The sequence below is a fragment of the Shewanella sp. BF02_Schw genome (genome assembly GCF_014596695.2).
Taxonomy (GTDB): Bacteria; Pseudomonadota; Gammaproteobacteria; order Enterobacterales; family Shewanellaceae; genus Shewanella.
This window is the reverse complement of record NZ_JABKAW020000001.1, coordinates 856,492-880,587: the sequence shown is the minus strand read 5'-3', so window position 1 is coordinate 880,587 and position 24,096 is coordinate 856,492. Positions and strand designations below refer to the sequence as shown.

At 37.1% G+C, this 24,096-nt stretch carries 18 protein-coding genes and 2 pseudogenes; 4 read left to right on the top strand and 16 right to left on the bottom strand.

Going from position 1 to position 24,096, the window contains the following annotated elements:
• Position 1 precedes the first annotated feature (1 nt).
• The 13 genes and pseudogenes from HNW13_RS04010 to HNW13_RS03950 form a co-directional block, all read right to left on the bottom strand.
• A complete protein-coding gene (locus tag HNW13_RS04010) occupies positions 2-1,213 on the bottom strand; it encodes an outer membrane beta-barrel protein (RefSeq protein ID WP_123776939.1) in 1,212 nt (403 codons plus the stop codon).
• Positions 1,214-1,534: 321 nt separating this feature from the next.
• Positions 1,535-2,935, bottom strand: a complete 1,401-nt coding sequence (locus HNW13_RS04005) for an undecaprenyl-phosphate glucose phosphotransferase (RefSeq protein WP_192115222.1) — start codon at positions 2,933-2,935, stop codon at positions 1,535-1,537.
• A gap of 11 nt (positions 2,936-2,946) precedes the next feature.
• Complete coding sequence (locus HNW13_RS04000) at positions 2,947-3,681, bottom strand: WecB/TagA/CpsF family glycosyltransferase (protein ID WP_123776941.1); 735 nt, start codon at positions 3,679-3,681, stop codon at positions 2,947-2,949.
• Positions 3,682-3,720: 39 nt separating this feature from the next.
• The gene (locus HNW13_RS03995; protein WP_192115223.1) at positions 3,721-4,899 is read right to left on the bottom strand and encodes an aspartate-semialdehyde dehydrogenase; all 1,179 of its coding nucleotides are present in this window, start codon (positions 4,897-4,899) and stop codon (positions 3,721-3,723) included.
• Between the two features lie 62 nt (positions 4,900-4,961).
• Positions 4,962-5,084 (bottom strand): hypothetical protein, encoded by a 123-nt coding sequence (locus HNW13_RS03990; protein WP_347813077.1) that lies wholly within the window; start codon positions 5,082-5,084, stop codon positions 4,962-4,964.
• A gap of 268 nt (positions 5,085-5,352) precedes the next feature.
• Positions 5,353-6,780, bottom strand: coding sequence for an IS4 family transposase (locus HNW13_RS03985; protein WP_192114076.1), 1,428 nt, complete (start codon positions 6,778-6,780; stop codon positions 5,353-5,355).
• Between the two features lie 100 nt (positions 6,781-6,880).
• Positions 6,881-8,371, bottom strand: a complete 1,491-nt coding sequence (locus HNW13_RS03980; RefSeq protein WP_192115225.1) for a hypothetical protein — start codon at positions 8,369-8,371, stop codon at positions 6,881-6,883.
• A gap of 1 nt (position 8,372) precedes the next feature.
• Positions 8,373-9,698: a phenylacetate--CoA ligase family protein gene (locus HNW13_RS03975; protein ID WP_192115226.1), complete on the bottom strand. Its 1,326-nt coding sequence runs from the start codon at positions 9,696-9,698 to the stop codon at positions 8,373-8,375.
• Positions 9,691-10,842 (bottom strand): glycosyltransferase family 4 protein, encoded by a 1,152-nt coding sequence (locus HNW13_RS03970; RefSeq protein ID WP_192115227.1) that lies wholly within the window; start codon positions 10,840-10,842, stop codon positions 9,691-9,693. Before HNW13_RS03970 ends, HNW13_RS03975 begins: the two co-directional genes overlap by 8 nt.
• On the bottom strand, positions 10,832-12,034 hold the full coding sequence (locus HNW13_RS03965; RefSeq protein ID WP_192115228.1) for an O-antigen ligase family protein: 1,203 nt from the start codon (positions 12,032-12,034) through the stop codon (positions 10,832-10,834). Before HNW13_RS03965 ends, HNW13_RS03970 begins: the two co-directional genes overlap by 11 nt.
• The gene (locus HNW13_RS03960; RefSeq protein ID WP_192115229.1) at positions 12,024-13,250 is read right to left on the bottom strand and encodes an oligosaccharide flippase family protein; all 1,227 of its coding nucleotides are present in this window, start codon (positions 13,248-13,250) and stop codon (positions 12,024-12,026) included. Before HNW13_RS03960 ends, HNW13_RS03965 begins: the two co-directional genes overlap by 11 nt.
• Complete coding sequence (locus tag HNW13_RS03955) at positions 13,240-14,163, bottom strand: glycosyltransferase family 2 protein (RefSeq protein ID WP_192115230.1); 924 nt, start codon at positions 14,161-14,163, stop codon at positions 13,240-13,242. Before HNW13_RS03955 ends, HNW13_RS03960 begins: the two co-directional genes overlap by 11 nt.
• Positions 14,164-14,232: 69 nt before the next feature.
• Positions 14,233-14,706: pseudogene (locus HNW13_RS03950) on the bottom strand (UDP binding domain-containing protein); the annotation flags it as partial.
• Between the two features lie 82 nt (positions 14,707-14,788).
• Here HNW13_RS03950 and HNW13_RS03945 point away from each other — a divergent pair.
• Positions 14,789-16,219: an IS4 family transposase gene (locus HNW13_RS03945; protein ID WP_192114377.1), complete on the top strand. Its 1,431-nt coding sequence runs from the start codon at positions 14,789-14,791 to the stop codon at positions 16,217-16,219.
• Between the two features lie 17 nt (positions 16,220-16,236).
• On the opposite strand, the pseudogene wecC reads toward HNW13_RS03945, so the two are convergent.
• The 3 genes and pseudogenes from wecC to HNW13_RS03930 all read right to left on the bottom strand — a co-directional run.
• Positions 16,237-17,016 (bottom strand): annotated as a pseudogene (wecC, locus tag HNW13_RS03940) (UDP-N-acetyl-D-mannosamine dehydrogenase); the annotation flags it as partial.
• Positions 17,017-17,077: 61 nt separating this feature from the next.
• Positions 17,078-18,217 (bottom strand): UDP-N-acetylglucosamine 2-epimerase (non-hydrolyzing), encoded by a 1,140-nt coding sequence (wecB, locus tag HNW13_RS03935; RefSeq protein ID WP_192115231.1) that lies wholly within the window; start codon positions 18,215-18,217, stop codon positions 17,078-17,080.
• 18 nt (positions 18,218-18,235) lie between these two features.
• Positions 18,236-19,402: a nucleotide sugar dehydrogenase gene (locus tag HNW13_RS03930; protein ID WP_192115232.1), complete on the bottom strand. Its 1,167-nt coding sequence runs from the start codon at positions 19,400-19,402 to the stop codon at positions 18,236-18,238.
• A 1,377-nt stretch (positions 19,403-20,779) separates the two neighbouring features.
• On the opposite strand from HNW13_RS03930, the gene HNW13_RS03925 reads away from it, so the two are divergent.
• From HNW13_RS03925 to HNW13_RS03915, 3 genes are read left to right on the top strand one after another with little or no spacing between them, the layout of a single operon-like run.
• Positions 20,780-21,382 (top strand): transglutaminase-like cysteine peptidase, encoded by a 603-nt coding sequence (locus HNW13_RS03925; RefSeq protein WP_192115233.1) that lies wholly within the window; start codon positions 20,780-20,782, stop codon positions 21,380-21,382.
• A 27-nt stretch (positions 21,383-21,409) separates the two neighbouring features.
• Positions 21,410-23,500, top strand: coding sequence for a LapD/MoxY N-terminal periplasmic domain-containing protein (locus tag HNW13_RS03920; RefSeq protein WP_192115234.1), 2,091 nt, complete (start codon positions 21,410-21,412; stop codon positions 23,498-23,500).
• Positions 23,500-23,892: a hypothetical protein gene (locus HNW13_RS03915; RefSeq protein WP_192115235.1), complete on the top strand. Its 393-nt coding sequence runs from the start codon at positions 23,500-23,502 to the stop codon at positions 23,890-23,892. Before HNW13_RS03920 ends, HNW13_RS03915 begins: the two co-directional genes overlap by 1 nt.
• Positions 23,893-24,096: the final 204 nt, after the last annotated feature.

Genomic DNA, 24,096 nt, shown 5'->3' with positions numbered 1-24,096 from the left:
CCTAGAGTGTCATTTCTGCTTTAATAAAGTATACATTTCGATCAAAAGCATATTGGTTGTCAGTAGAATCAACCTCAATAATATCGACTCCAGTGTTTAAGGTTAACCAACGGGTGACGTAATAATTAAGGCCGAATTGGTAAATTTTACTTTTGTCCTCACGTTCGACACCAGTATAGTCGTCATTTACTTGCTTGAATCCAACAGAGGAGGTAAACAGTTCGCTCCATTCATGATGCCATTTGACCCCATAACTAGTCCCTCTAATAAAGTCACCTGCGCCATTAGGGTCTCGACTCGTTCTGCCAGTAGAAAAATCAAAAGCAGAATAGGTTAACGGAGTCCAGGTCACTTTAGCGTCCCACGATAAACCACTAAAGTCTTCACGGGTATCATTGTCAAAGCCTTTCCGTTGATAACCTATACCAATGCTACCTTCAGTCGACGCAGAAGCGAGCCATTCAACACCGACTCTAGCAGTATTAGTAGTACTATCACGATCGCCAGTAGGATCGACTACTTCATAAACAGTGCCTACGTTTTGAAAGTCAATAAAAATACTGGTAGAAGCTCTTGTATCATAGTAAAAGGTGGCACCTAATGTGGTGTCATCAAAATTACGAAATTGAGTGATAGATTCAAAGTTACTGTATTCTTTACTTAAGTACTTAGCATTAGCTCGGATACGTGCGGGGGTAGTTTTAGCACCATATTCATAAAAGCCGCCGACACTTGAAACATCATAAGTATTTGGCTCATCCTGATCAGCACCACTGTTGCCTTCGAAAATCCCGCTACCGCGGTCTTCATGACCAGAAATATAAGTTGCCTCAAGGCCGAATCGTCTAGACTGATTAACATCAACCTCTGCTTTGGCCTTGATCAAAGCATCTAAATAATTATCATCGCTACTAGAAAAGTAATCACCATACTCAATGCCCGCATCAAGTGTAAAAACACTGCTGCCGTCAATTAGTTGGGCTTGAACTGCAGGAGTCACAGTTAGTATCCAACTATCTAACTTATCAACTGAAGCATTTGCGCTAGTAATGTTGTCATCATATTTCAAGCCACTGTTTAAACCAGGGGTGAAATCAATACCAGACTCAGTACGAATAACACCGGCTTTTTCATCTGCAGCAGACACAGGGTTTGTTATCACTATTGCAGCAACCACTGTAGCGATGCAACTCAACTTATACGGTACATTCATGATTTATATCCTTATAAAATAAATACATGGAAATAATTAACACCAACGCTATCACGTCAGTGAGTAAATTTTTCTTCGCCGTAATCCCCAAGATATCTTATCGGGAATCCAGCCTTTAAACCTTTAACAAAAGCAGATACCGCAGCGAACACCTAACCTATACAAGGTAAAGTAAAAGCTCTTAATAAGTATCATAAAATTAAAACGTTACCAGAATGACAAACAACTAAACATCATCCGAAAGACTAATAAATAAACGCAACTTAATATTAAAAACCTATCGTAAAGAAAAGAACCTACAAAAGGATAAGCATAACCTCACTAATAAACGTTCTTACCAACAAAGCCTTTAAAAATAGTCATAAAAACAATTTTTATATCCCACCACAAGGTCCAGTTACGAATATAAGCTAGATCGTACTCAATTCGTTTTTCCATCTTATTTAAAGTATCGGTTTCACCGCGCCAGCCATTCACTTGTGCCCAACCAGTAATACCTGGTAACACCTTGTGGCGTAACATGTAATAAGTGACTAATTTCCGATACTCCTCGTTGTGAGCCACGGCATGTGGACGAGGACCCACTACTGACATATCGCCCTTAAACACATTAAAAAATTGCGGTAACTCATCCAAAGATGTTTTTCGTAAAAAAGCACCCACTTTAGTAATGCGGGTATCGCCTTTGGTAGCTTGTGTAACAACATCACTGTTTTCGGTTACCGTCATCGAACGAAACTTCCATACTTTAATCTTGCGACCATCTAAGCCATATCGATCTTGCTTAAAAATGACAGCGCCTGGTGAATTTAGTTTAATTGCGGCACCAATAATCACCAAAACAGGCGATAGGGCTAAAATAGCAGTTAAGCTAAATATTATATCGAAAGTTCGCTTGTAAAAACGTCTCATACCGTTTACTGGAGACTCAAATACACTTATAGTGTCAACGTCACCGACGCTACCGATTCGAGCCTGCATTAAGTTTTTTAGTAGAAAATCAGGAGTGATTAATACATCGACAGTGGTATTTCCAAGCTGCTCAATAATATCAGCAATACGTTTTTCAGCTACCATGGGTAAGCAAATATACAACTTTTGTATTTTTCCATTTTTAGCTAAAGCAACAGCTTCATTAACCCCCCCCTCAATGAGAGTAGTTTGCATACCACCAAGGCGTTTCGGTTCTCTATCATCAAAGAAACCAACAAATTTAAAACCTAATTCATAATTTTTTAATATTTCACGATAAAGATTTATACCTGATGATGTTAAACCTACTATGGCAACATCTTGAAAACCAAATCCAGACCGTCTACGCAATGATTTAATCCATTTAGCTAAAAAACGCCAGGTCATTAAACATATAATTGATAACGTAAACCAGCCAACAATGATAATACGGGAAAATGTCTCAGATTCTTTAAGAAGAAATAAACTAGATGCAACAATAAAAAAGCAAAAAAGTTTCACCAAAAACAATGAACTAATCATTCTTGAAAACTTCCCAACTCGCCATGAACGATACAATTGAAATGATTCTGATAAATAGGAATAAACAAGTAAAGTAAATATTAATACAATTAAGTAATCTTTAGAAAAAACTGCACCATATAAAAGAAGTGCTGCATTGAAACAAATAATAATAATTAAGATATCAATAAGACGATACAAAAATGTATAGCTGTCTTTTTCAACATCCAAAGTTTTTCGCGAATCCATAATTTATGTTCTTATTTAGTAAAAAACTTTTCTTTAAAAAGCAAAAAAGCAAAAGTAGAGTTTGTAATCAGGTATCTTTTCCACATTCTTCTTGGTTCTTGAATTACTCTATATAACCATTCCAAGCCACTTTTTTGCATCCATAACGGCGCACGTTTTACCTTGCCGGCAACCACATCAAAAGTGCCACCGACTCCCATCACAAAATCGACACCTAGCTTATCTTGCCATTTGTTGATGAAGTTTTCTTTTTTTGGTGATGTTATAGCAACAAACAATAACTTAGCACCCGATGCGCGGATCTTGTTTACTACAGCTTCTTCATTTTCCCAGAAGTAACCGTCGTTAAAGCCTGCAATCGTTAAGTTTGGATAAAGTGCTTTAACATTATCTGAAGTTTTAGTGACCACTTCATCTGTCGCCCCCAAAAGAAACACAGGAAAATTGCAACGAGCACTCATTTTTAATAATTCATGAAATAAATCTACCCCTGATACTCTTTCAGGTACGTCATGGCCTAAGAATCGAGCGCCAAACACAACCCCCATTCCATCAATGTTGATTACATCACATGCTTTGACCGACGCAGCCAAAACAGGGTCTTTTTGCATATTGACTATTTTGGCAACATTGACGACTACGTGCTGTAGAAATTCACCGTTGACTATTTTGGTTTCGATAAACTTAACAGTTCCAGACATGGATGCTATATCCATGGGAGATTTTAAAAACTCAATACGTTTCATTATGTGATCAATCCATGCTTATATTAGGCTAATAGTTACTCAACTATTAGGTTGCTTACTTTCAACAGTCATACGATTAAAATAAGCAAAGGAATAATAAACCCATGCTTGTGTCCAACGCACATAATCAACTTTATTTGCGAATTTTTTATTCTGTTGATAAATAAAGCGTTGCTGTTTGGATAAATATAAGGTGTCAATTGCACGCTTAATAACTTTATCTGCCATAGCAAAATCAGCCGGAGTTTTACCTACTTTTGTGAGTGTAAAAATTGCTTGTGATACACTGTGCATATCTAATGGATAACGGTTTTTATTATAATATTTGGCAGTACCATCATCCTCAAATAAGTGCTCCTTATAATATGCAAAACCAAGATCAATAGCCGGTTCAAAATCGTCAATCATCAATACATCACTAAGCATTCTAAGCGCTTCAAGATTATAACCGGTGTGAAAACCGTCAATAAATTGATGATGATGGCGAGCACCATACACCCAAGAACCGTCAACGCCTTGCTCAGACACAGACTGCCTTGCGGCATTCAAAGCTAATTGCTTGTAGTTATGGTTATTAGTCAACACGGCAACTTTAGCAACCCATGCAGCGCCCCATAAACTAGCATTATGTACAAAGGCGGTTTCACCCGGAATATAAGCAAAAAACTGACGCCCTTCAAGCTCGCTATATAGTGTTTTTACAATAAAATGTGCCGAATCCAGCGCATGAACACGATATTTATTATCACCAGTTACCTCACTGAGAGCATACAGCGCCTGCGCAACATAAATAGTGGTAATAATATTTGGTTTACCTTTAGGAACGAAAAATGCCCTTGCATTCCAATCAAAATGATATCCCCAACAACTATGCTTCCAAAGAGATATATCGCTTTGTTGAGTTAATAACCAATCGGCAAGCTTTATTGCTTCATTGAGGTAATTGACATCTTGATATATGCGATAGTCCTCAAGTAGCCCCAATATGAATAAAGCGATTCCTTTGGGATTACGCATTTTAGGAACCAAACACAAAGGCCTAAAATTAATAGCAGAACGTTTATGGAACTGAATCCAAATCAGGCCAAACAAACCATGCTTCAAAAATGGGAAAAAATCGAATATAGGACTGTTTAATCCATCAAAAGGGTCTTGACCTTTGTAATTATGAAACTTTGCATTTACTAATATTTGGTTAGAAATTTCAATATACCCCACTTTATAAAACCTCCTAGTTCACTCCGAATAAAACATCAAATTTTTTTAACGACTTTAGCTGGCTAACCGGAAATAACACAATGACTCGGTATATCGTTAACAACAACGGAGTTTGCACCAATAATCACATTATCTCCAATGGTTATTTTTCCCTGTATACGTGCACCTGCACCAATATATATCACCACCAATTATTGGGCATGAATCTTTGGCTTACGACCGATAGTAATACCTTGTTCGATACATCCACGCTCGCCAATTATAGATCGTTTATGAATAACGCAACCAATTCCACCATAAATAAAAACAGGAACCTCGTTCTATTGAAACAGAGTTTGGAACGACTTAATTAAACAATAACAAATAGATTAACTTAACAAACTTAATAAATATATATTAATTACACCCCGCTTTAAATTCCGTAAAGCATAAGTTCTGTCTCTTGATCAGATTTCATAAGCTCTCGCCATCAGCAATCATTTCTTTCGCGACTCGGTAGCCTACAACATGAGACTGCAATGTACTCCAACCTTCCCAAACCGCCGTCCAGCTTGCGATCCCTGTTCGTTTGGTATCGGTGAAACCACCCAACTTTGCGATTGATTGATACGCCCATTTCAGACTCGGCGCGCCTTTATCTTTATGCCCTCTAGGCTTATTAAACCGCATTAGCACCTTCCATTCATCTTCTTCGAGTACCGTGTCACAGCGTTGAGCCTCCACTGCTTTGGCCTCCTCAACCAGCCCTTTTTTACGTAAATAATAAGGGATGGTGATGGCTTCTCTGAGTTGCAGTAAACGGACGCCGATAAAAGCTAAGATTGAAACCGCTCTTTCTAAGTTCTTAGGCTCTGTCATTCTTTGGCGCTCAGCTCCTGCACCCGTTTTCCATGCTTTATGAAAATCCTCAATTCGCCATCTTGCGGTGTAAATATCAATAATATGAAGTGCTTGAATTAACGTATCGATTGGCTCTGTTGTTAATAGCACCCAGCGCAACGGCTCAGTAACGCTTTTTGATGTTTTTTCTTGAGCGTACACCACGTTTACTGGCTTAGTCTCACCTTTCGTTTTGAACGTAACCTGTGCCACTTTAATGGTTAGCTTGGCTTTTCTTGCCACGCGGTTTACAGGCTTCCCTTTACTATTTTTTGTCCCCTTCTGGGCGATATCGATAGTGTATTCACCCCGTTCGGCTTGTGATTCAAGATGTTCAAATAACGTAGAGTCAGTCTCTATCAGCGCTCTAGAATGTTTCGCTCGAACGACAAAACGCTCATTATGCTTCTGTTTATCTTGAATATAACTCAGTATGTCTGCTTCTCTATCACACACTGAAATTACCCGTGACATGAGCTTTCCCAAGCGTTGACGGCAGAAATAAGAGGCTTCTGACCACTTACCGCTTTCTTTTTCGTCAGCATCTTCAGGATTATTAGGACGAAGCCAGTATTCTTGATGAATGAGCCCGATAGTCTGAGTCGTGAAGCTGTCTAATAGCAGGGTTGAATGAACCCACCAACCACGTGATTTATCTGTCGTCGTCCCCAGTTTGCCAAGCTCTTCTGCTACTTGATGTTTGTAACTCAGCGCAGTGGTGTCATCAATGGCTAATATCTCAGCATAGGGCTGGGCAAGCTCTGCAGTATGTTGAAAACCAGAAGCTCTAATTACTTCTGGAGAAATGTTGTCGTTACGGATCAATCGATAAGCCCCTTCAACTTTAGCCTCATTACCTTGACATGATAAAGCGATAGACTTACCACTACAACGTGCCATATCTGCAGCGACTTCGATGACACGATCTGTGCGACGCGGGTCACCAAAGAAACCGTTTTTAAAGTGATTGTATGACCATTGCTCTGGGTTGAATATTGACATGGTTTTTCTCTAAGTAACTGAAGTTACTTGATCTGATCACAGTTCACCCCAGAAGTTCAATATTTTTTATACTTGTGTAGAAGAGTCAGGCATAAGTTCATTACAAAACTTTTTTCCCTAAATTATTGATTAAATGATACTTGGCTATATCTACAATAGAAAAAATAAAACTAGATTTTAAAGCTGTTTTAAGTTTAGAAGAAAATGAATGTTTTGGGTTGATTGGTATACCGTCCAATTCAGAGGCCATGTTACTAACTAAACGTAAAAATAATTTATTATTAGTGTATCTGGTATATCGACTATTAAGCATAATCATTTTACTTATTAAATAGTGAGATGCAAAAGGGTTAACCTCTTCAAACGCGAGATCTGATTCTGCATTTCCGACCGCGCCCCAATTTCCAAGCTTCTGCTCAATATAAAATAAAGTGTTAATAGGATACTGTGAAGCATAGGGATGATGTTTTAATTCATTAAGCCAACTCGTGGTTACTTTGTTAGCATAAGTAGAGTTAGCGCACTGATATTTATAACAAAGATAGTTGGGTTCAACTTTAAATTTTGACGGGCCATATACTGAGCGGCCAAATTCACCGACACCACAAATATTGATATGACCAGAAAGCTTGACAGAATAATTATACACTTCGGGCAATCTTTTTGGTAATGAATAAAAGACAGAGCCAGAAAATGAGTTCTTAAACTCTAAAGGGATATTAGAAATAGACTCGAAATTATCATGCTTATTAAAATAAACATTTAAAACTTCGCAAACCCTCGCGCCAACAACTAAATCGGGGTGACTATCATTCATAGATGACAATTTGTCGATGAAATAATAACAGGACTCGGATACATCTTTAGAAGCTGCTGCCATAACCCTACTATCATTACCAGCAGTAACCGCAATTGAAAGTGGGGCTAACCGAGAAAATGCTTTTAATGTCAACTTTAATTCATTAGTTATTTCACTAACTGCTATATTAAAATCTATATAGTTAAAGTCTCTCCAAGGCCAAAAACGGGTTACTTCATAATTTGACAAACTAAGAGTATGATTAGGTAACGCTTTGCAGATCTCGTTATATATAGTGTCGGTCCCAATCCAAGCATTGCCATTACCTTTCCGAGGAAACACTTCTTTATAAAAGCCTTCTGCTTCAGAGTTAATACTAACGTCTACACCTGAATATTTAAGTAAATTAATATCTGTAGCAATTATTTGTTTCATTTTACAGTAATTAATCTGTGCTAAAGAAGTTGCATCTGAGCGAACAAAAACACCGTCATCACCTTTGTACAAAAGGTAATAACGACCGCAGACTCTTTCTAAAATTTTATTAATTTGTAAAAAAGTAGGATTTAAGATTTCGCCACTAAATAAGTCTTTTAGGTTAAATTCAGCTAAATCTGGGTGCACCACTACGCCTACCATCAGACATTCAAAGCTATCAGACTGATAAGAATAAATAGCATTCAAATGATGGTAATACACGATATAGTCATCAAAATAAAAGCGATCGAAGCCATTAGGTATATTTAAATCACTGTTACTTGAATGACTAAGTAAGATTTGCCTAGTAAACATGTTAATCTCTCACTTCGTAAATAGCCTGTCGGAACTTACCGTTTTTAGTTCTCGGGATGTGGTCAAGATAAATAATTTCAACCACCATGCCAGATCCTAAATAATCTTTTATATTGTTAATTAACTTTATCTCAGAAGATTTTTTAAAATCTTTACCTGTTACAATTAAAGCTAGAATTTTAAGCGGCTCAACTTGCTTTAATTGAAGTTCAACCAAACCAACTACACCTTTGGGAATGTGGTTAAATATAGAAACTTTTGAACCTTTATCTGAGACAAGGTACTCCCCAACTCGACCTCGAATCGCCTTTACTTTTCTGAATGATGAACCGCAATCGCATGGTTTAATTTCATTCTCAACACCAACAAACTGATCTCCGGTATTATACCGAATTAAAGGCATTTTTTTATTATGGAAGCCAGTTGCAATTAATATATTCTTGTCATCAAACTCATAATAGCCATAATCTTCAATCAAATGAAGTTGACCCTCTTTACAAGTTCCAACTGTTGCGACTCTTTCACTCAATCCATACCAACTGAATACTTTAGCATTAAAAATCCGTTCTATAATTTCAGCTTGATTAGGTTCGAAAGATTCCGAAGATAAAATAACGGCTTTAATTGAGACATCAATAACCAGCCCCTGACTCTCGATCAACTTAGCAAGTAAATATAAAGCAGATGGGTAAGCCTGTATAACATCTGGTTTATACTTATTTATACGGTCGACATAATCAGATACCGTTTGTTCATTAATATGATAAACAGACATCATCAACATTTCATCAACTATATTGCGGCGCCAATAGGGTTCCATACTTTGTTCCATTGGAACCACTAAATCAGCCCTTAACCAAATACGTTTATCACCAGGCTTAAATCCAGCCCAGTGTAGTTGTCTTGCTGATTGAGCGTGATCTTCTATAATTGCATCTAAGTCAGCATATAACTCTAATGGTTTGCCAGTAGTGCCGCCAGTCTGAGATGAGAAAGTCCATAAGCTAGTTTTAACTGAACTCAAAAATTTATTAGGGCTCCCCCTGACCAATTCTTTGTCAATAATGGGGAAATCCGTTAGCTCAAAACCATTTATATTCTTATAGTATTCACAGTTATTTTTTGCATTAAATAGTTGTTTTGAAAGTTCAGTTTTACTTAAAGAAATTAGTTCCTCTCGTGACAATTCGGCATTAAGTAATAATTGCTCTACTCTTAATTTGTAAGACCGACCTTCTCTTAATAACCTATACACTATGGCTTTAGCATTAATCAATAATTCTTGAAAAATAATGGGAGAATACTTATATAACTTGCTTTTATACATTAGGTGAAATGTCCAAAGCAAGGGCCATCGCAGTCAATTGATTTTGAATACTGGCTTCATTCCGAACAGTTCTTAACGCTTCCGTAGACATTCGCAGTTTAGTTGCTTCATTTTCACCATCACCATCAATAAACGTTACCCACTCATTAATAGCAAATTCGTTAAACATCACTCCATTGATATTTTCTTCCAAATAATTAATTTCAGGACTGTGAAAAGAAATATTTTCAGTCAGTAGCGGCAGACCGGCACTAAACGCATGAACAATGGCTAATCCTACATATCCAGGCATTATGAACCAATCGGCACTTTTAAAAATTATCGCAAGTTTTTCTTCATCAAATATTTCACCCAAAAAATGTATATTAAGTTCATATTCTCGACTTAGCTTTTGCCATTCTCCTGACATATCACCGTCGCCTACGACAACAAGTGCAGACTGAGACTTTTTAGAACTCATAGAAAGTGCTTGAATAAAATGTTCTAAACGTTTACCTGCTCTCAAACGTCCGGAGAACAAATACACCGTCTTATTGCATAAATCATATTGTGCTTTGAATGCATCAATACTACTGGGTTTAACAGTATCGTAACTGGCTAATAGTTTTTCGGTATTAAGTGTATTTGGTGCGACAAATATTTTAGCATCATCAATTCCTTTAGAGGTAAGATAAGTTTTACCTGAGTTAGAAAATGTAATAATCGAGTCGCCTTGTGATACACACCAGTTAATAACAGCAACCCTAATTTTTTCAAGGTATTTTTTAATACCACTTTTAGGTCGTTGGCAATGATCATATCCATGAGTCCAATAGACTAATTTAGAACTAGTAAACTTGCAAAATATAGCTAATGTTAACTCAGTTATATTAGAACTATTAGGAAGGGCCAGCACAGCAAAAGGTTTTTCTTTTAAAATATAGTAATATGTCTTTGGAAAAAAACTCAAACCAGCTATATTATTTAATAAATTCATACTTTTTATATAACGAAGTTTATCTGTAGACTTAATATCAGGCTTTATTTTACATTGAGTTATAATATCAACTTCACAATCAAACCTTTTCGTTAATTCTATTAATACTTCATTTCTATATCGTTGCCAAGATGCATCTTTAGAAACAAATAAAATTTTACTTGTCATTTAAACTAACCTTTTCTTTTATTCCAGATAAATAGATTAAAATGTACAGAACCCAAATCAAATTATTACTTCGAAAATAATCAGTTTCCATGAAAGAGTGAATTGTAAAAAATAAAAACATAGAAACAAACAAATAATTAAATTTATTGATTACGATAATAGAATGAATAATAAATATTATAAAAGTTACTAAGCCTATATATCCTAACATTACCCAAATATCCAAATATGAATTATGAGACTGATTTAATTTAGTAATAAAGAAATCAAAATCCCCACCATAAAGAACACTAAACCCTTGTTCTCCCACCCCCCAAAAAGCCCGATACCCAAAACCAAGTAATTCGTAGTCTTTCATTTCAAATAAAACAAAATCCCAAATAATTGCTCGACCAGTAAAATCTAAACCTAAATCTGTTAATGTACTGGAGTCAGTTAATAACAGAGATAGGAAAACAACACTAGCTACGCCGCCAATAAAAGAAATTATTGTTTTAGCATTAATTTGTTGGTTGAGTTTTAACGTTAGTACAAATAAATATGAAAAAATCATTAATGCTAATGACGTTTTCGATTTAGAAATAACTAGCAGGAAAAATATCAATAGCAAGAAAATATAATTCGATTTATTCTTATAGCCTCTTATATATATCTCGCAAAGATAAAACAATCCCGCTAAAGCAAAAATATAGCCAGCTGTATTTTTATGACCATGTATTGATCTAAAACCTATATCTTGCCAAGCAAACGAAAATGGCAAACAAATAATACCAATTAATATTATTATTATTGAAAATTTTTTTAGCACACCATAAATATCATCAAGACTTAAATAAGTAATTACAAACAATAGAAAAGATATTAAAAAAACTTGTTGAGTCAAGCGGGTAAATGATGTCAGAGTTACATCTGACCATATACAAGATAAAAAAGCATAAAATAATAAAAGCCAAAGAGGCCATGCACTAGCAACAATTTTAATATAATATTTTCTTTCCGTTTTAAAAATAAAAAATACAGATACCAAAAAAGCCCCTAACATCACTAACCTATTAATGATGTTAGATGACACCTCCACTTCAGAAGCAAAGTCACTGTCTCTGATTGTTAGAGATGGAGAAAACACTCCTGCAGAATTGAGCAAAAAAATTAATAATAAAAATGATATGAACTCCCGATAACTAATTTTCATTGAAGATCCCACCTCGATGAATCTTAAAGTTGGTACAAAGTAAATGTAGTAATTCTCCAATCACATAACCAAAAACAATACCTATCGCACCAAATGTATAACCAAGAAGAACAGACGCGACAACGCCGATTGATGAGATTATGACACCAATAAATGCAAGATATTTAAATTCTTCTGCAACATTTAATATATTACTGTTAGCAAACTTAAAAGCCTGAATAATGCAAGCTGCTAACCAGCATAGTAAAAGTTCAACTTTAACATCTGCTTTTAAAAAATATTCTATATAATTTAATAGCAATATACTTACAACGGCATATACACTAATAAAAACGAACATGATTTTAGATGTTCTATTACTAAGATTTTTAAAATTATTTTTATTTTCTTTATATAACTTTGCCCACTTAGGCTTTTCAGCCATATAGATCCCAGATGCTACTAGATTTATGGGCATAATAATTAATCTCGCTAACGCTAATGAAGCCGTAGCTTCGAGTCCAATAACTAATGTTGCTAAATATGTATAACTATTATTTTGAGCCCATGTGGATAAAGAACCAATAGACGACCACTTCCCAACTGATATCACATCTGAAATTGATACCTTTATATCCATTAATGAAGGTAGTTTAAATTTAATACTTTTTAACAACGCGAACAGCGAAATTAATCCAGAAAATATAGTAACAGCATAAACATTAGTAAGAGTTAAGCCTTCTATGTCAAAAAATAGCAGTAATAATAAACCAATTGCAGTAAAAATAAGGGAACTCATTGCCGAAAATATTATGATACCTCTAAGGTTGAATACATAGTTGTATACTCTATAAACTTCGCGGGACAAATATAAAACGAATGATAAATAGACACAAAAAACAAAAACAGCGTCAACTTTTCCGATGAAGTATATGCAAGGAAGAACAAAAAACAAATGAACTAAGTTTGCTAATAGACACAAGGATTGAGCTTTAGTTTCTTTTTCTCTTGAATCATCAATTTTTGAGTATTTAACTGAAAGTGTTGTATTAAAAAATGCATTTTGCAATGTAGATGCTAACATCAATATAGAAAAAAGATTCATATATAGAGCGTAGTCTTTAGTGCCTAACTCCCTAATAATAAAGAATGAAATTAAAAAGTTAGCAGCACTCACTGTACCAACATCTATAACACCACAAAGCTTGTATACTGACTTTATTAATTTACTTACCATACATATTTATCGCTTTACCAAAAAGGCCCTCTATTTGACCAAGCCGTGCTATTGATCTTATCAAAAGAGCAGGACCAACCCGCTTAGCAGAAAATAATATTAATAATATTGCAAATATTGCCCCTAACCCACCGTAAACAGATCTAGTGATTGCTATTGAAACTTTTTGTAAGGATGAATACTCCGAACACCTAATTTTTGCATAGGTTTGTCCGCCTCTCCTAGCTCGTTTAACAGCATATTTTAGATTGGCTCTATCCATAGCAAGATATTCAAATGCTTCTGATTCATCACACCAAACAAATTTAGTCCCTATACATTTACACCGGTAAAAAAACTCAGAATCTTCACCTCCGCTTGTACCATAAGCGAGATTAAAACCGCCCACTCTATCTATCAGTTTTAAAGAGATAAAAGCATTACCTGTATTCCCTGTCGATTGTATCGTACCTGTTTTGCGTCTTGACCGTTCAAAAATTCTTGTTTGGATAATCCATTTCGGAGTTTCAGGGTAATAACAAGTAACAACAGGACCTATTATTACATCTGGATTATCTTTTACATATAATAAAGCCAAACCCAAAAAGTAATTTTTACTTATAAATTCATCATCATCTAAAAACAATATATAATCAGTATCAACATTTCTTGCGAGATCAACACATCGATTTCGAACATTTGATATATTTCTTGATAATTCAACATTATATCTAATATCAATCCCTCGATTCATGAATTTATCAATAACATGTTTAGCGCTTTCAAACTCATCATTGTCGACAATAATAATTGACAACTCAAATACATCTGACTTTTCAGATTCAAATATTGAACTTAATAAATCGGTAAGAAGTTCAGCTCTTCGAAAAGTGCAAATGCAAATTGCTAATTTCTTTTTGGTTTTAACCTTCATAAATTAATACCCTAGTAATAATATAAAGCAACAAAATAATTTAAGGATTTTGTTTATTTATTTATAAAACTAAATAATACCGCGAGTATCAATTACAACCTTAGTTGCAAACTGCATTTTATCGGCAGCTTTAAATTGCTTATGATCAACAAGCACAACAATGATGTTTGCTTTTTCTAGTGCAGCTTCTAACGTTGCATGTTCAACACCCGCATTTATTAATTTTTCAGGTAGATATTGTACATTTGGTTCCACCGCAATAAGTTGGCCAATATTTTTTAATGCTAATTGCTCAACAATTTGTAATGCAGGGCTTTCACGAAGATCGTCTATATCAGCTTTAAATGCTAAACCTAAGCACGCGATAACAGGACGTTTAAATTCGTCTGCCGCTTTTTCAATTTGCGCGATAACGTAATGAGGCTTTGCGTCGTTAGTTAAACGAGCTTGACGAATAATATTAGCTTCTTCTGGGCAGCTATCCACAATAAACCATGGGTCAACCGCGATACAGTGGCCTCCAACACCAGGACCAGGGCTGACTCTTCTACACAAATCTGAAGCAAAAATGAACTTTGTGACAAATCGATGATCAGATCTGGTAACTCAATCAACTTGCAGATTAATGATGTCAATTTTTAACCCAGAGCAATGGTCATACAATCACTTTAAAAACGGTTCATTTGGTGACTCACGTCGCACTGACCGTGTCATCGAAGTCGCTGCCGACATGGCGCGTTGTAGCGGTAAGTCAATCGCTTTATCATGTCGAGGTAATGAAGCTAAACTTGAAGGGGCTTATCGATTGATCCGTAATGACAACATTTCTCCAGAAGTGATTAGAGCTTCTGGTTTTCAACATACTGCAGAGCTTGCCCAGCCCTATGCTGAGATATTAGCCATTGATGACACCACTGCGTTGAGTTACAAACATCAAGTAGCAGAAGAGCTTGGCAAACTGGGGACAACAACAGATAAATCACGTGGTTGGTGGGTTCATTCAACCCTGCTATTAGACAGCTTCACGACTCAGACTATCGGGCTCATTCATCAAGAATACTGGCTTCGTCCTAATAATCCTGAAGATGCTGACGAAAAAGAAAGTGGTAAGTGGTCAGAAGCCTCCTATTTCTGCCGTCAACGCTTGGGAGACATCATGTCACGGGTAATTTCAGTGTGTGATAGAGAAGCAGACATACTGAGTTATATTCAAGATAAACAGCAGCATAATGAACGTTTCGTTGTTCGAGCGAAACATTCTAGAGCGCTGATAGAGACTGACGCTACGTTATTTGAACATCTTGAATCACAAGCCGAACTGGGTGAATACACTATCGATATCGCCCAGAAAGGGACAAAAAATAGTAAAGGGAAGCCTGTAAACCGCGTGGCAAGAAAAGCCAAGCTAACAATTAAAGTGGCACAGGTTACGTTCAAAACGAAAGGTGAGACTAAGCCAGTAAACGTGGTGTACGCTCAAGAAAAAACATCAAAAAGCGTTACTGAGCCGTTGCGCTGGGTGCTATTAACAACAGAGCCAATCGATACGTTAATTCAAGCACTTCATATTATTGATATTTACACCGCAAGATGGCGAATTGAGGATTTTCATAAAGCATGGAAAACGGGTGCAGGAGCTGAGCGCCAAAGAATGACAGAGCCTAAGAACTTAGAAAGAGCGGTTTCAATCTTAGCTTTTATCGGCGTCCGTTTACTGCAACTCAGAGAAGCCATCACCATCCCTTATTATTTACGTAAAAAAGGGCTGGTTGAGGAGGCCAAAGCAGTGGAGGCTCAACGCTGTGACACGGTACTCGAAGAAGATGAATGGAAGGTGCTAATGCGGTTTAATAAGCCTAGAGGGCATAAAGATAAAGGCGCGCCGAGTCTGAAATGGGCGTATCAATCAATCGCAAAGTTGGGTGGTTTCACCGATACCAAACGAACAGGGATCGCAAGCTGGACGGCGGTTTGGGAAGGTTGGAGTACATTACAGTCTCATGTTGTAGGCTACCGAGTCGCGAAAGAAATGATTGCTGATGGCGAGAGCTTATGAGATCTGATCAAGAGACAGGGACCAGGGCTTAAGATATTGACTCGAGGATGACGATTAGCCAGTTTAATCAGCTCCCACACATTGATTTTAAGCTTGTCACTAATAACAGATAATTCATTAGCAAAAGCAATATTGACGTCACGGAACGAGTTTTCAGTAAGTTTTGCCATTTCAGCTGTACGCGCATTGGTGATAATACATTCGCCACGGACAAATGTTTCATATAGTTCCACCGCTCTCAAACTACAGGCTTTGCTCATTCCACCAATAACACGGTCATTAGAAACTAATTCTTGCAATACATAGCCAGGTAAAACACGTTCTGGACAATGCGCAATTTTGATGTCCGCACTATCACCTAAGTCTTGTGGGAAAGTTAAGTCAGGACGAGCCTCCTTTAACCAAGCTGATAGTTTTTCTGTTGCACCAACTGGTGATGTCGATTCTAGAATAACCAAGTTGCCCTTTTCTAATACAGGCGCAATCGCTTTTGCCGCCGCTTCTATGTATTTAAGATCTGGCGCATTACCTTCTTTAAAGGGAGTTGGCACGGCAATCATAAATGCTTCTGCTGGCTCTGGGATTGTTGTCGCGCGAAGGTTTCCGGTAGTCACTACACCACGAACGACGATGTCTAGATCCGGTTCTACAATATGAATACGCCCTTCGTTTATTGTATCAACGGCTTGTTGATTGACATCAACACCAACTACTTCTAAACCGCGAGATGCTAAAACTGCAGCAGTTGGTAAACCAATATAGCCTAAACCAATAACAGAAACCTTTTTGAACGACATGACTATTCCTTAAAACGAATTTGATATGTATGAAAATGTAGTTAATATTTAAACAGCTTGATTAATTAGTTTTATTAGCAAAATGCTGTTTAATACTGTCAATAATCCGCTCGCAAGCTTTACCATCACCATAAGGGTTATGTGCTCGGCTCATTGCGCGGTATTCATCTTTATTAACCAATAAGCTTTCAACTGCATCAATGATAACTTGCTTGTCTGTACCAACCAGTTTTACCGTACCTGCGTTGACAGCTTCAGGACGCTCTGTTGTATCGCGCATGACTAAAACAGGCTTACCCAGTGATGGGGCTTCTTCTTGTATACCACCAGAATCAGTTAGTAGAATGTGAGCTTGGTTCATGAAATACACGAAAGGGAGATAATCTAAAGGTTCGATTAAATGGACATTATTAACATTTTTCAGGATACGATTAACCGGTTCGCGCACGTTTGGGTTTAAATGTACCGGATATATGATTTGGCACTCAGGATGATTGCTTGCTATTGTCACTAAAGCTTCGCATATACGTTCAAATCCACCACCAAAACTTTCGCGACGATGGCCAGTTACTAAGATCATTTTTTTCTTTTTATCAATTACTGGGTATTGTGCCGCCAAAGCTGCATTTAGGTCAGCATCTGTATCCAGTTTATTTTTTATAATGAACAAAGCATCAATGACAGTATTACCCGTTGTTGCTATTTGGCTTTGTTTTACACCTTCATTTAATAAGTTATTTAATGAAGCTTCGGTAGGCGCAAAATGCAAAGTTGCAATGGCTCCAGTTAATTTACGATTGCCTTCTTCTGGCCAGGGAGAATAAATATTACCGGTTCTTAATCCAGCTTCTACATGGCCTACGGGGATTTGTTGATAGTATGCAGCTAAACTGGTTGATAACGTTGTCGCTGTATCGCCATGCACTAAAACGATATCTGGTTTGAACTCTTCTAATACAGGTTTTAAACCAAGCAAAATATTAGTCGTTACGTCATAAAGTGTCTGACCCGGCTTCATGATATTTAGATCGAAATCTGGTTTTATGTCGAATAAGTTTAATACTTGATCAAGCATTTCTCTGTGCTGAGCGGTAACACATACTTTTGCATCGATACCGTTATCAATTTCTAAGGCTTTGACCAACGGGGCCATCTTTATCGCTTCTGGCCTTGTGCCAAATACAGATAATACTTTCAACATTATAAATTCCTTTGATTTTTAGTCATTACCAAATAAATCTCTGGTATAAACTTTATCGGTAACATCACTAAGCTCATCAGCGGCTCTATTAGAGACAATTACATCCGCATCGGCTTTAAACTGTTCGAGGTCACGGTATACTTTCGAATTAAAGAACTCGTCTTGTTCTAGTACAGGTTCATAAATGATGACTTCTACGCCCTTGGCTTTAATGCGCTTCATGATCCCTTGAATACTCGATGATCTAAAATTATCTGAGCCTGACTTCATGATTAAACGATAGATACCGACTATTTTAGGGTTACGCTTTAGAATCGATTCAGCGATAAAATCTTTACGAGTGGTATTGGAATCAACAATTGCACTAATTAAGTTATTTGGCACATCGGCATAGTTTGCACGCAATTGCTTAGTATCTTTTGGTAAACAATATCCGCCATAGCCAAACGATGGGTTGTTGTAGTGATTACCTATACGAGGGTCTAAGCAGACTCCGTCGATAATTTGTTTACTTTCGAGTCCGTGTGCTTCTGCATAGGTGTCTAGCTCGTTAAAGTAAGCAACACGTAAAGCTAAGTAAGTGTTTGAAAACAATTTTACAGCTTCGGCTTCGGTTGATTGGGTAAACAAAACCTCAATGTCTTGTTTAATCGCACCTTGCAGTAACAAGTTAGCGAAGGTTTGTGCACGTTCGCTTTGTTCGCCAACAATAATACGTGACGGATATAAGTTATCGTGCAGAGCTTTACCTTCGCGTAAAAACTCTGGTGAGAACAGAATATTAGGACAATCAAACTGTTGCTTTATGCGCTCGGTATAACCAACCGGCACAGTAGATTTTATGATCATCACCGCATTAGGGTTTATGCTCATAACGTCTTTTATGACTGACTCTACCGATGAAGTATTAAAATAGTTAGTCGCTGGATCATAATCTGTTGGTGTTGCAATAATAACAAAATTTGCATCTTTATAAGCTGATACTTTATCTAACGTTGCAGTAAAATTTAGTTTTTTATTTACTAGAAAGTCTTCGATTTCTGTATCGGCTATTGGTGAGATTTGGTCATTAAGTAAGGCAATTTTTTCTTCTACTATGTCGACTGCGACAACCTGATTGTGTTGTGCCAATAACATAGCGTTAGATAAGCCTACATAGCCTGTGCCTGCGATGGCAATTTTCATATAAATAAACGTCCTGGTGATTCTTAATATAAGAGTAAAGATAGAAAACGTTGTTGAGCTTGATAAGAAGAGATTACGAGCTAGATCAAAAGCTGAAGCAGGATCTATTGATAACGACTTGATTAATCCATCGATGACGCCTGGTTAGCTGAAAAAAGACACGCTACCGCCACTAGATTACAGCTTCCAGATTGCTGAGACACGTTTCAAATTTTTACTCTGTTGGAGTTTGACGTTTCAGAACGAAACTGTAGATAGGTTCCCACAAGATGTTAATTAAACATCTTCAACTTGTTTGTTTAGCTTTCTATATCGAGCTTGTCGATTGTTAAGCATAACCAGTTATTGCATCTAACAGGTGATTTAGCACAAGGCTTTACTCCTGAATTGATGTAGTAGGATACTGCAGGAAAAAACAATGATATGAGGTTGCATCGGTAAGCTAATGAAGCAAAAACTATAGGTTTATTGGCTTCAATACAGTTATCGTTGGCGTCATGCCTTGCTTAAAATTTCCCTTTCTACTTTCTGTTTTACGTCAATCCTCATTAATTAGTTGGTAATTATAATGTATACAGTAATTTAATGACAGTTTTTTGACGTTTTTTTGCTAAGTGTCACTTTTTAGTTGTTTCAACCCAATTAAAACGTAAATTGGCATATATTTACTCCTTTAGTACTAGTTGCAAGAAGTATGTTTACAAAAGGCCTACTACGATTAATTTGTTCATTAAATAATCTACCAGTGATTGTATAAGTCTCTTTCTGATTACTACTTTTGCACACCAAAATGCCACTTTATAGTTCACCTGCACTTTTTTTGTGCTGATAAAACATCAAACCACCAAGTTATATCGCAAATCAATTAAAAAAAAGCTAACCAACATCAAAAAACAAACAATCAACCATAAGTAACTGTTTGTAAATTCTATTTAGATATGGCTGAAACAAAATTATTCGATCCATGCGATATTTTTTAATCGTTTTTAATTCAAGTAATCCCATTAATGCCTGCAAACAAGCTAGTACTACTGTTTATATGACAATTGGCATGCCAATAAATTGACCTTATCAAAGCTCAATAATGATATGAGATCGTCTAGATAGCCCATTTTAACGGATTAGCTTAATACCACTTTCATACTAGAGGGGAATTAGTTTGTAAATTCAAACACTCAAAATAAGAATGTGTCGTCATTTTATTGTCGTTTTACGACTAACTAGCTTATGATATGCATCGTTATCGCATAAATTCTGTAAAATTATTACAGTGTTATCATTAACTATCATTTGCAGTGAGATTTGCGTATTAAACTCGTTTTGTGTTGCATAGATAGATATCGCCACTGGCTTGTTACGTCATTGGTGTTTTCGGCTGTGTGTGTTGCCACCATAACTGACGATTTATTTACCACTGATTTTTTTACACAAGTAGAGCAGCGCTATGGCTCTGATCGAGTAGAAGATTTTAGTGACTGGCAAGACACTATAAATGATGGCGTTACATTGAACGATTACGACAAGCTTAATTTAGCCAATCAGTTTGCTAATAGGCGGATTCGATTTGTGAGTGATAGCGACCATTGGCATAAAAGTGATTATTGGGCCACGCCGCTTGAATCCTTAGGCACTAAAGGCGGCGATTGTGAAGACTTTGCCATCTTTAAGTATTTTACTTTAAAGGCCATGGGTGTTGATGAGAGCAAAATGCGCTTGATGTATGTGCGTGCGTTATTGATTAATGAGCCTCATATGGTGTTGATTTACTTTGAAGACCCTAAAGCGATGCCTTTAGTGTTGGATAATTTAAAAACCAAAATTTTACCCGCTAGCCAGCGCCGAGATTTAAAACCAATTTATTCATTTAATGGTCAAGGGCTATGGTTAGCAAAGGCACAAGGGTTGGGCAGTAACAAACCCACTAGCAGCGGTACAAAAAGTTGGACTGATTTAGTTAATCGAATTGAAAACGGTGAGTAATCGTTACAAAATGATCTGGAGCAAACAATGTTTACAAAAGGAATGTCTTTGCGGCTACAGCTTTATCTGCTGATAGGTTGTTTATCTTTATTTAGCTTCGGTACCGCGTTATATAATAACGTATCGAACATGCGTGGCTATTTAAATGAACAGTTAGCATCTCATGCGCAAGGAGCAGCGCACAGTTTAGGTTTATCTATCTCACCTTATATGGATGAAGAAGGTTTGGTGATTGCCGAGACAATGACTAATGCAATTTTCGATTCAGGCTATTACCAACATATTATTTTTACCGACTTGGACGGCAAAGTCTTATTTGAGCGCAATAATCCTCAAGGTAATTTTGCTGTTCCACAGTGGTTTATTAACTGGTTTACCCTGCATCCTCCGATAATGACAAGTGAAGTGAGTGATGGTTGGCGTATTGCAGGTAAATTAGAAGTGCAATCGCATGCGGGTATCTCATATAAAAGTTTATGGGATCACGCGGTTAATAATTTAACCTCTGCATTATTTCAACTGGTTATTGCACTGTTATGTGCTTACTTTATTCTAAAAGCGGTGTTGACCCCACTGAGTAGTATTGAAAAACAGGCTGAGTCGGTCATTCAAAAGCGCTTTGAGCTTAATCCTATTAAGCCTTTCACCTCTGAGTTACGCACGCTAGTGAATGCGATTAACCGCATGATTGAGAACATTCAGCGCTCGTTTAATGAACAAACTCAATTGGCTGAAGCCTTGTCGAAGGAGGTTTATATTGACTCGCATACTGGTTTACCTAATCGCCGCGCGTTGTTAAAGAAGTTTGAGTCAATTCAAGCTGAATATGAGCAACACGGTAACCGTTTTTATTTAGGCTTATTGTCGATGACCTCTTTAAAGCAGGTTAATGACAACGATGGTTATGGCAGCGGAGATGACTATATTTTATCTGGTGCGCAGCTTTTTAGTGAACAAATGAATAGTTTGCAAGAAGCAACCTTATACCGCATTTCAGGCTCAGAATTTGCTTTTTTAAGCTTACTTACTGAAGATGCCGCCAAAGAAGTCGATCAGCAAATAGCCTCTTGTATTTTAATAGAAAGCTCGTCGCGTTTTAGTAATGGCTTTGCAAAACATAGTCTCACCCGTGTAAATCACCAAGAAGACTTTGCTGATGTGGTCATGCGTTTAGATAACCAACTGGTGCATAATCAATATGCTGATAACCCTATGGGGTTGGTTTCTGCTAAGGGCATGCAAAAGAATCATTCACGTGAGGAATGGGTGGGTATTTTGACCCAATTTACTCAGTATTTTAAAGACGAAATTAATCACTCAAATAGCAAAGATTTTGCGATTAAGTGTATTCCGTTAGATAAATTATTCGATTTAATGTTGCAGCCTGTGGTGGATGAAAATCAATCTATTTTGTATGTTGAGTCGTTTGTGCGCTTTAAAATAGCGGGCGAAACACTATCGACTTTAGATGTGTTTGCCATGGCAGAAAGATTGGGCGTGTTACAAGAACTCGAACAAGCTGTTGTGTGCTTTATTTTTTATAAGCTGCAACACATTGAACACACCCGCGTAGCCATTAATATTAGTAATCGTGCGCTGCATAATCCGGTGTTTACCGATTGGTTGTTTGATTTATACCAAAAAATGCATAAAACGCTTCCACCACTTTTGTATGAATTTAACGAGTCTGGCGCAATGCTTTCGCTTGAATCGACAGAGAGTTTTATTCGCCGAGCAAAACAATTAGATATTGATATTGCCATTGAACGTTTTGGGTCTAGTTTGAGTTCGTTTTGCTATATTAGAAACTTAAACATTGATTATATTAAGATTGATCCTAGTTACGTGCGTGATATAGCAGAAGCTGATACGCGCTTTTTTGTGCAAACAGTGATTCAAATTTGTCATGGTATTGGTATTAAAATCATCGCACCACAGGTAGAATCGGCTGTTATAGGTGAACACTTTTCACTCATGAACATCGATGGTTTGCAGGGTAATGGATTGTATGCTGTACGAAATTTCAGTACAATAATCCCTGCAAACGCAACAAGTACATGGATCAGTGCATTGCAGCTGAACTACTTTAGTAATTCACCAAACCACGAGGCAGAATAATGCGCAAAAATAAATTTACCTTGTTATTAGTTTCAGCATTAATGACAGCGGGCATGTCTGCCGGTGCGATAGCTGCAGAAACCTTAACGGCTAGTACTCAAACGGTTCCTGTATCAGAAGCTGCTACACAGTTAGCTAATTCCTTTGTTGCTGCTAATGGCGATGAAGCATTGATTATCGAAGCGATACAAGCGGCTGTTGCAGCAGGTATGACTCCTGATGAAATTTTAGCAGTTGCTGTTGCTAACGGTATTGACCCTGCAATTGTTGCTGCGAATCTTGAAGATGCGCAAACAGCAGGTGGTGGCGCATTTGGTGCTGCACCATCACCAGGCGGCCCAGGCTTCGGCGGCGGTTCAGGCGGCGGTGCTGGAACAATATCTAGCAATTAATCGTATTCTAGATTGTTGAAGAATAATGAAAGCCCATTAAATTGGGCTTTTTTGTGGGTGTTTGTAAAAGAAGGTACTAGGTTCTAGGTTCTAGGTACTAGGTTTACCCCCCCCCGCACGTCATCCCTGAGTGCTCGTATCAGGGATCCAGGTGTTTCTTTAAAATCAGGTACTAGGTTCTAGGTTTCGTCCCACCCGCCCGTC